Source organism: Brevundimonas sp. GW822-FHT03E11, assembly GCF_058801445.1.
In genome coordinates this window covers 1-5,355 of record NZ_JBXANG010000016.1, presented here as the reverse complement: position 1 = coordinate 5,355, position 5,355 = coordinate 1, and the positions used below count along the sequence as shown (strand labels likewise).

Annotated in this window: 7 protein-coding genes, 1 tRNA gene and 1 rRNA gene; 5 read left to right on the top strand and 4 right to left on the bottom strand. The window is 61.7% G+C overall.

Features of this window, described 5'->3' with window-relative positions; translation table 11 throughout:
- Positions 1-132: 132 nt before the first annotated feature.
- Together rrf and AC1RKE_RS15935 are read left to right on the top strand one after the other, a co-directional pair.
- Positions 133-247 (top strand): 5S ribosomal RNA (gene rrf / locus AC1RKE_RS15940).
- 66 nt (positions 248-313) lie between these two features.
- Positions 314-390 (top strand) — tRNA-Met (locus AC1RKE_RS15935).
- Here AC1RKE_RS15935 and AC1RKE_RS15930 read toward each other — a convergent pair.
- The 3 genes from AC1RKE_RS15930 to AC1RKE_RS15920 all read right to left on the bottom strand — a co-directional run bounded on the left by AC1RKE_RS15930 (position 347) and on the right by AC1RKE_RS15920 (position 2,606).
- The gene (locus AC1RKE_RS15930) at positions 347-1,975 is read right to left on the bottom strand and encodes a recombinase family protein (RefSeq protein WP_492897472.1); all 1,629 of its coding nucleotides are present in this window, start codon (positions 1,973-1,975) and stop codon (positions 347-349) included. The genes AC1RKE_RS15935 and AC1RKE_RS15930 overlap by 44 nt on opposite strands.
- Complete coding sequence (locus tag AC1RKE_RS15925; protein ID WP_492897470.1) at positions 1,975-2,229, bottom strand: hypothetical protein; 255 nt, start codon at positions 2,227-2,229, stop codon at positions 1,975-1,977. The genes AC1RKE_RS15930 and AC1RKE_RS15925 overlap by 1 nt, the downstream gene beginning before the upstream one ends.
- A gap of 158 nt (positions 2,230-2,387) precedes the next feature.
- Positions 2,388-2,606 carry a helix-turn-helix domain-containing protein gene (locus tag AC1RKE_RS15920; protein ID WP_492897468.1) on the bottom strand — a complete coding sequence of 73 codons (219 nt, stop codon included), beginning with the start codon at positions 2,604-2,606 and terminating at the stop codon, positions 2,388-2,390.
- An 82-nt stretch (positions 2,607-2,688) separates the two neighbouring features.
- On the opposite strand from AC1RKE_RS15920, the gene AC1RKE_RS15915 reads away from it, so the two are divergent.
- Both AC1RKE_RS15915 and AC1RKE_RS15910 read left to right on the top strand, forming a co-directional pair.
- Complete coding sequence (locus AC1RKE_RS15915) at positions 2,689-3,504, top strand: hypothetical protein (protein ID WP_492897466.1); 816 nt, start codon at positions 2,689-2,691, stop codon at positions 3,502-3,504.
- 62 nt (positions 3,505-3,566) lie between these two features.
- Positions 3,567-3,740 carry a hypothetical protein gene (locus AC1RKE_RS15910; RefSeq protein WP_492897464.1) on the top strand — a complete coding sequence of 58 codons (174 nt, stop codon included), beginning with the start codon at positions 3,567-3,569 and terminating at the stop codon, positions 3,738-3,740.
- 759 nt (positions 3,741-4,499) lie between these two features.
- Here AC1RKE_RS15910 and AC1RKE_RS15905 read toward each other — a convergent pair.
- Positions 4,500-4,709: an integrase core domain-containing protein gene (locus AC1RKE_RS15905; protein ID WP_416358908.1), complete on the bottom strand. Its 210-nt coding sequence runs from the start codon at positions 4,707-4,709 to the stop codon at positions 4,500-4,502.
- 73 nt (positions 4,710-4,782) lie between these two features.
- Here AC1RKE_RS15905 and AC1RKE_RS15900 point away from each other — a divergent pair, with 73 nt between their 5' ends.
- A complete protein-coding gene (locus tag AC1RKE_RS15900; RefSeq protein ID WP_333897535.1) occupies positions 4,783-5,295 on the top strand; it encodes an ImmA/IrrE family metallo-endopeptidase in 513 nt (170 codons plus the stop codon).
- The last annotated feature ends 60 nt before the right edge of the window (positions 5,296-5,355 follow it).

Sequence of the window (5,355 nt, the reverse complement as noted above, 5' to 3'; positions counted from 1 at the left end):
ACGCGTGAAGCTTACTGGTACTAATAATCCGATCGGTTTGATCGTTTCTCAGCAAAACTCATTCGATGATCATCAATGACCCGATGATCGTCACGACAATGTCTTCTCATCATCCGCTGTCCGCCTCGTTGACCTGGTGGCTATGTCGGAGGTTCCCCACCCGATCCCATTCCGAACTCGGTCGTTAAGCCCTCCAGAGCCAATGGTACTTCGTCTCAAGGCGCGGGAGAGTAGGTCGCCGCCGGGTCTACCAGGCGGACAGCCGATGATGAAAAACCTATCGAACCCCTCTTCCTCCACAAACCACCCCTGCCGCGGGATGGAGCAGCCCGGTAGCTCGTCAGGCTCATAACCTGAAGGTCGCAGGTTCAAATCCTGCTCCCGCACCCAATATCGTAGTATCATCGCCGTCCTGGCCCACCAGGGCGGCGATTTTGCCTTGGACCGTCAGCGAAAATCTCCCGCGCTCCGGCAGCGGCGTGACCACGACCGTCTCGATCAGCCGACGCACCAAATCCCGCGCCTCCATCACCGCTTCGCTGTCGCTGCGGTCCAGCACACGCTCCAGCGAGGCGACGACCGCGCGATAGTGATCGGCCAGGCGGGGGTGCAGGGCGACCACAGGCGGCGAAGGCGCAGCGGACAGCCGGCCTTCCAACTCGGCGCGGCGAATTTCTAGCAGATCCAAACGATCCCTCACGGCGACGCCGGTCAGAGCTCCGTCGGCGACCTGATCGACCAGACGCTCGGCCCGCCGCTTGACCTCGGACAGTTCTTTCTCGAGCTTGGAGCGACTTAAGGTCAGTTCTCGCGCTTCCCGCTCGGCTGATCGCCGGGCCTCGTCCACCGCAACGGCAACAAGTTCTGACGACAGCAGGCGATCTTTGACCGCCGCCAACACGCGCGCTTCGATCTCGCCGCCCTTGATGCCGCGGCCATTGCTGCAGGCCGCTTCGCCCCGTTCCCTCCGCCACGAGCACATGAAACGCTGTTCGGACCCGCTGCGGATCATCGGGCCGCCACAGACGCCGCAGGTCAGCTTGCCGCTGAGAAGGTGTTTCGGGCGTACCGAGGCGAAGGATGAGCGCTTCTGGGGACCGAGCCGGTTCTCTTCATAACGGGCCCGGACCTTGAGCCACAGAGGCTCGGGCACGATCCGCCAGTCCGGAACCTCGGTACGGATGACGTCCTCGGTCGCGCCGGAGCGCGCCTGCCGCTTGCCCGTATGGCGGTCCTTCACCCAGGTCTGCCGCCCGAACACCAGGACACCGCGATAAAGTTCGTTATGGATCACGCCGTTTCCGCGCGCGGCGTTGCCGTTGATGGTCGAAGCGTTCCATCTGCCGCCGCGGGGTCCAGGAACGCCGCGTGCGTTGAGATCAGCGACGATCGCCCGTGGAGAGGCGCCGGCCGCATAGCGTCGGAATATCTCGCGGACCACTTCCGCCTCGGCTTCATTGATCGAACGCAGCCCCCGGATCGACTCACCCCCAGCATTGACCTCGCGCCGGATCTGATAGCCATAGACGCAGCCACCGGTATGCCGACCAGAACGCGCGACGCCTTGCTGCCCGCGCCGGGTCTTTCGGCCGATCTCCTGGAGCTGCAGCGCGTTCATGGTTCCCATGAGGCCGATCTGAAGTTCGCCGATATCGCCTTCGGAAATCGTTCGGATCTTGATCCCATGGAAGCGGAGGTCTTCGAAGATCGCCCAAACGTCCGCTTGGGATCGGGACAGTCGATCCAGCGCCTCGCAAAGGACCAGGTCGAAGGAACGCGCCTTGGCCGCTCGCATCAGGGCGCGAAGTCCAGGCCGATTGGCGGCCGACGCGCCGGAGAGGGCGGCGTCGTGGAATGTGGTCGTGACCGAAAGGTCCTGCTGTCTGGCGAAGGCGCCGCAAGTGGCGAACTGGTCCTCAATAGAGGTGACGTTCTGGAGGTCCGTCGAATAGCGAGCATAAAGTGCGGTGCGCATCAGCCGTCGGGCTCCTGGAGGTGAGAGGAGCCTTCAAGTTGCAGATCGATCGCCACTCGAGCAAGGGTGCGGGCCAGATCGTCTAGAAGAGCAAGTGCGGCGCTCGCTCGATTATGAGGGGGCAAGGCGTCATCGACCATCAAGGCGCAGGCCTGGTCCAGGACGATCTTCGCCGCTTCAAAGGTTGAACACGCCTGATCTGCGGGAATTGAAGGTTCGGCCGTGGACAGGGTCTGCCGGTCGGCCTCGGCCATTTTTTGTCTGAGCGATCCCATATTGGACCCCATAAGAATGTTAAAACCCGACGAGAGCGCGGGCGACATCTTGAGGGGAGAGGGGTGCAGCCATGTTCGCTGGCGTGTGTTGCCAGCGGGTTAACGGCGACGAGCGGCTTCCTGCGCAGCGTGCCTGCTTAGAGGTCTGTGAAGAACTCCGCCGGAGACACGGATAGGGCTCTACCAAGAGCGAAAAGCGCCTTTACGCCCACGTTCCGCTCGCCGCGCTCAATGCCGCCGATATAGTTCCGGTGAAGACCGGAACGCTCCGCCAGCTCTTCCTGGCTGAAGGCGCGCGACGTCCTGAGTTGCCGGATACGCCGGCCAAGCCATTCCAAGTCTCTATCGTGCGCCACGCCTTCGCGCTTGCGCCGAGGCCAGGCTCTGAGCTACACACGATCAGTGTGAATTAACGGCTTTTATAACCCTGGAGCGCGGATGTTCGACTTTTTGGAGTTCACCCTGGGCGCCCGATCGTCTTTAGCTGCTGAGGATGTGGCCGGCGCGATAGGTGTCGTCAGCATTGAAGTCCTGGCCCGCGCGGAAGATCAGCTGGGCATGCCCAGCGACTTGCGCGCCGTTCTTCGGTCGATGATGCGGATATGGTCAGGGCAAGTGTCCGCATCGGCCACGCCCGACCCGCGCCGAATTGTCACCAGTCTTGCCGCAGTGTGTCGCGAAACGGGTTTGGGCAAGAGAGAGGCTAATGAGCGCCTCGAGGCGTTGCAGTCCTTCCTCCCGCTCCAGCGAGATAAAAGCGGGGCCAACGTCAGCATCGATTTGGCGGTCCTTCTGCCAGTGCACGATCCCATGCTCACGCAACTGGTTACCGCAGAATGGGCGCGTCGACATGTCGAGGCGCACCGCCAAGCCTGTCAGGCAATGTTGATAGAGATCGAAGAGGCGGTTGATCGCGCAAGCGAAGGCGGCGACTTGGACGCCTTCTCCTCCGACTTGGACCGCGACCTAGCCGAATGGCAAAACACGCATGGCGGCTTCCTGCTGGACGGTTCTTCCGATCTTTCCCGCGGCTTAGCCGACTGCTTCTCGGCCTATTGGGCGATGCGACCGCTCCACGAGAGGGCGCTGGTGCTCACCGGCGATGGCGCCAGCGAACTAGATGCTGACAGATTCTGCGGCCGGACGCGCCCTCACAGGCTTCACGGCTTGGCCCTGCAGGCCTTGCTTTCGGAAAGCGAAGCGAGGGAGTTTGCGGATATCGTCCAGGCCCAGCGTAAGTCAAAAGTGCACTGACCGATGCCTTAGGCAGTGCCCTTTGCCTCTTTGAAATATTCCCCATGTCCGTGGGGCGAGCAGTGAAGGACGAACGTGTGGAGAACCTGGGTCTGAGGTTTCTGGCGATGCTCGCGATGTGTGCGATCGCCTTCGTTGTCCTGTCGCTCGCGGCCAAAGTGGTCGGCTATTGGATCGCCAAGCTAATGCCTCGTCGGATCGAGGAGATCGAGAGACGGCGAAGAACGCCGCCCTGACGTTCACGCCCTACAGAGCGGGGGGCTGATCCGCGCGGTGCGCTTGGCCCATTTCGGCGTCGATTTTGAAGCGGAACGACCATGGTTCGCTCAATGACGTAGATGACTGGCAAGAGCACATACCTGCCAATCAAGCGCTCCTTCGGTGAGTTTCTGGTGACAGACGCGACGAACCAACTGGGCCAGAGCGGGGGATCCGTTCAACAGTGCTCACCATCAGAGATCCGCACGAGGATAGGCTACGGTCAGATCCGGCAGGGGACTCGTTCCATCGGCTAGCTCGTTGGCGGTCAAGTCGCCGCGAATTCAAGCTCCAATCTTCCACCGGTAGCGTACTATACGCTACCGTTAAGTACCTGAAAAAACGTAAAAAATAGGCGCTCAGGCGACGGTAGCGTATAGTACGCTACTTCCCGCCGTTTTTTTCTTCAGCCTATTCAGTCGCTTAACCCCTCGCAGCTGTGCGTAAGGTGTGCATCGTTCCCACTCCGGAACGATCCCTCAAATCGTCGCCCTCCGGACACCGTAATTTTAATCTGGCGGAAGGGATTCATGCTCGGCGAACCGGCCCTCTAGGCGTCCACCGAACCATCGCCGGAACCACGACGCGGTGCCGGCCGAGACGACCTCGAGGGCGGATCACCTGGGAGAATGTTGGCTCGCCCACGAGGCGACGGCATCCGCCCGGATCAGCGACCCCATCAGCCCGTGCATGAAGCCGTGGAACGGCTGAGGCGCCCCCCACTGGTCCTTCGATCATTATGAGAGCCCAGGGGGTTGATACCTGATCTGCGTCGTCTGCGGGAGTGGCCGTGCGGCGGAGCTGATCAAGTTGGGCAGCCGAACGGCCGCGGAGTTCAGGCGCACCGCCTCGGGGGTCAGTCCGCCGTGCGCCGAGTGCGGCCTGACGTGGTTGTAGTCCATGCGCCAGCGCTCGATGACAGCACGCGCCTCGCTGATCTGTCTCAAAACGACAGGTTGGAGCTAGCCAAATTCGCTGACTATCTGCGGACGCGCGCCAAGCCGGGAGAGGGGTGACATCGTGGCGCGAAGCTATGCAGAAGCGGTCAGGAACGGCACGGCGGCGGCCAGTCGCCTCCAGCGTCGACTCGACCTGCAAAATCGCCTCGAAGCCGAGCCGGATGCGGTTCATGTTTTTGCGGTCATCGCAGAGCTTGACGTGCCACTGATGCTGCGGCCTTTGAAGGGTCTGCTGGGCGCGGTCCTGAACTCCCCGGCTCCAGGGATAATGGTGACGACCGAGAGGCCCTTGAGCATCCAACGTTTCACCGCAGCCCACGAGTTAGGGCACTGCCTGATGTCCCACCAGCCCAGTCTTGATGATGAGGATCAGATCCTGCGTCGGGCGCCGACGCAAAGCGATGCGCGAAATGACTATCAGGAAACGGAGGCTGACGCATTCGCCGTCGCGTTGATGATGTCGCGCTGGCTCATTCTGGCTCATTGCGCGCGACATAGCTGGCGGGTCATCCCGCAGCCTCTGCTCATCAACCGGTGTCGCTTCCTGATTGCCAAACGTCGCAATCTTCAGTAGGTGTTAGTGCGTAGGGGGACGTTCAATGCGCTATGTGGGTCAGGGTATCGCTGTCGCGTC

Excerpts from the sequence above, each read along its gene's own strand:
- AC1RKE_RS15915 (WP_492897466.1), top strand. The coding sequence starts at position 2,689 with ATGTTCGACTTTTTGGAGTTCACCCTGGGCGCCCGATCGTCTTTAGCT.
- AC1RKE_RS15925 (WP_492897470.1), bottom strand. The coding sequence starts at position 2,229 with ATGGCCGAGGCCGACCGGCAGACCCTGTCCACGGCCGAACCTTCAATT.
- AC1RKE_RS15930 (WP_492897472.1), bottom strand. The coding sequence starts at position 1,975 with ATGCGCACCGCACTTTATGCTCGCTATTCGACGGACCTCCAGAACGTC.